The sequence below is a fragment of the Streptomyces hygroscopicus subsp. hygroscopicus genome, from assembly GCF_001553455.1.
GTDB lineage: Bacteria > Actinomycetota > Actinomycetes > Streptomycetales > Streptomycetaceae > Streptomyces > Streptomyces hygroscopicus.
The window spans coordinates 1-2248 of sequence record NZ_BBOX01000636.1 but is presented as its reverse complement, the minus strand read 5'-3'; the positions used below and the strand labels follow the sequence as shown (position 1 = coordinate 2248).

Sequence of the window (2248 nt, the reverse complement as noted above, 5' to 3'; positions counted from 1 at the left end):
CTTCCGGGCCCGTGGCCCGAAGGGGCGCCGGTCCGGCCGCACCGGACCCGCCCCGTCCACCGTGGAGCAGCACCAGCAGGCTCCGGACGGCCCGGCCCCCGCAGTGGGCAGCGGCCCCGCGCCGCTGCCCCGCCGTGTCCCGCCGGTCCTGGTCGCCGACCACGGCCGGCCGGTCGAGGGCACGTCCGGGGGACGGCTCGCCCGCCCGCAGAGCCCGGGACAGCCGTCCTGGGCCGGACACTCCGACGGCCGGGGCCATGACCAGAACCAGGGCGAGGACCGAGGCCAGGGCCAGGACCGAAGTCAGAACCAGGGTCACGGCCAGGCCCGGCGCGGGGGTCCGGAGCAGCGTCCGGCGCCCACCCAGCGGGCGGCCTCCGGCCTCCCCAAGCGGGTACGGCAGGCCAGCCTGGCCCCGCAGTTGAAGAACGACCCCGCACCCCCGACCGAGGCGGACCGACCCTCCGCCGAGACCGACCCCGAGCGCGACGCCGAACAGGCGAGGGCCACCATGGCGTCGCTGCAACGGGGCTGGCAGCGCGGCCGGCGGCAGTCGGCCACCGGATCCGGCGGTGCGGACGCAAGCCCGGGAACGACAGATGAGGGGGACGGTCGATGACCGCTTCGAACGCCGCAGCACACGATGGCTCGCCGAACGCGTCGGGCGAACTCAACTGGCTGCTCGACGAACTGGTCGGAAGAGTGGGCAGCATCCTCAAGGCGCTGGTGCTCTCCGGGGACGGCCTCGCCACCGGCGGCTCACGCGACCTGTCCCGGGAGGACGGCGAGCACCTTGCCGCCGTGGCCTCCGGATTCCACAGCCTCGCCAAGGGCGTCGGCCGCCACTTCGACGTCGGCCGGGTCCGTCAGACCGTCGTCGAACTCGACGACGCCTTCCTGTTCGTCACCGCGGCCGGAGACGGCAGCGCTCTGGCCGTCCTGGCCGACGCCGACGCCGATGTGGGCCAGATAGCATACGAGATGACGCTGCTGGTCAAGCGGGTGGGCGTGCACCTGGGCTCCGCTCCGCGCTCCAGCGGGTGACGGAGGCCCGGGGAGATGAGCGGAGACGGGGAGGGGGCCGCCCGGTGGTTCGACGACGCGGCGGGACCGGTGGTCAGGCCCTACGCGATGACCCGGGGACGCACCCGCGGCGCCGCGGACGGCCGGCTGGACCTGATCGCGGTCGTCGTCGCCGACAGCCCGGACCACCGGACCGTCACCGACCAGACGCTGTCCCCGGAGCACATCGACATCGTCGAGCTGAGCCGGGACAGCCCGCAGTCCGTCGCCGAACTGGCGGCCGAACTCGACCTTCCGATCGGCGTGATCCGTGTGCTCATCGGCGATCTGCTCCACGCCGCACTCGTCCGAGTGTCCCGGCCCGTACCTCCGGCGGAACTGCCGGACGAGAGGATTCTGCGCGAGGTGATCAATGGTCTACGGGCACTCTGACCCGGGCCGTCCGCATATCGTCGAACCGGTCACGCTGAAGATATTGGTGGCGGGCGGGTTCGGGGCGGGCAAGACGACCCTGGTGGGCTCGGTCAGCGAGATCAAACCGCTGCGCACCGAGGAGCTGCTCACCGAAGCGGGCCGGCCGGTCGACGACATCGCGGGGGTGGAGTCCAAGACGACCACCACCGTGGCCATGGACTTCGGGCGCATCACGCTCCGCGAGGACCTGGTGCTCTATCTCTTCGGCACCCCGGGCCAGGACCGCTTCTGGTTCCTGTGGGACGAGCTGGCCACCGGCGCGCTGGGCGCGGTGGTGCTGGCCGACACCCGCCGTCTGGAGGACTGCTTCGCCGCCATCGACTACTTCGAGCGGCGGGACATCGCCTTCACCGTGGCCGTCAACTGCTTCGAGGGGGCCGACCGCTACCCGGAGGACTCGGTGCGTGACGCGCTGGACCTCGACCCGGGCATCCCGGTGGTCCTGTGCGACGCCCGGGAGCGCGAATCGGTCAAGCATGTACTGATCTCGGTGGTCGAGCACGCCATGCTGGCCTCCACGGCCGGGCGCTGAGCGGCGCGGCACGGCCCGTACTCCGGACATCCGGAGTACGGGCCGCCGCCGTGCGGGCACGCGGGCGGCGTGAGCCGGGCGTCTTACTGCGCACCGCGTGTGGTGTGAGCCGGGCGTGTTCCCGGGCACCGCGTGTGGTGTGAGCCGGGCGTGTTCCCGGGCGTCGCGTGTGGTGTGCGCCGGGGCGTCTCCCCGCGCACCGCCCGCCGCGCACCGCCC

At 73.3% G+C, this 2248-nt stretch carries 3 protein-coding genes and 1 pseudogene; all 4 read left to right on the top strand.

What is annotated here, in order from left to right; translation table 11 throughout:
* Positions 1 to 619 (top strand): annotated as a pseudogene (locus AXW62_RS39545) (histidine kinase); the annotation flags it as partial.
* Positions 616 to 1044 (top strand): roadblock/LC7 domain-containing protein, encoded by a 429-nt coding sequence (locus AXW62_RS39540; RefSeq protein ID WP_060948546.1) that lies wholly within the window; start codon positions 616 to 618, stop codon positions 1042 to 1044. The pseudogene AXW62_RS39545 and the gene AXW62_RS39540, both read left to right, overlap by 4 nt.
* Before the next feature lie 15 nt (positions 1045 to 1059).
* Entirely contained in the window at positions 1060 to 1455 is a 396-nt protein-coding gene (locus tag AXW62_RS39535) for a DUF742 domain-containing protein (protein ID WP_060948545.1), read from the top strand.
* Entirely contained in the window at positions 1436 to 2029 is a 594-nt protein-coding gene (locus AXW62_RS39530; RefSeq protein WP_060948544.1) for a GTP-binding protein, read from the top strand. The genes AXW62_RS39535 and AXW62_RS39530 overlap by 20 nt, the downstream gene beginning before the upstream one ends.
* Positions 2030 to 2248 lie beyond the last annotated feature (219 nt).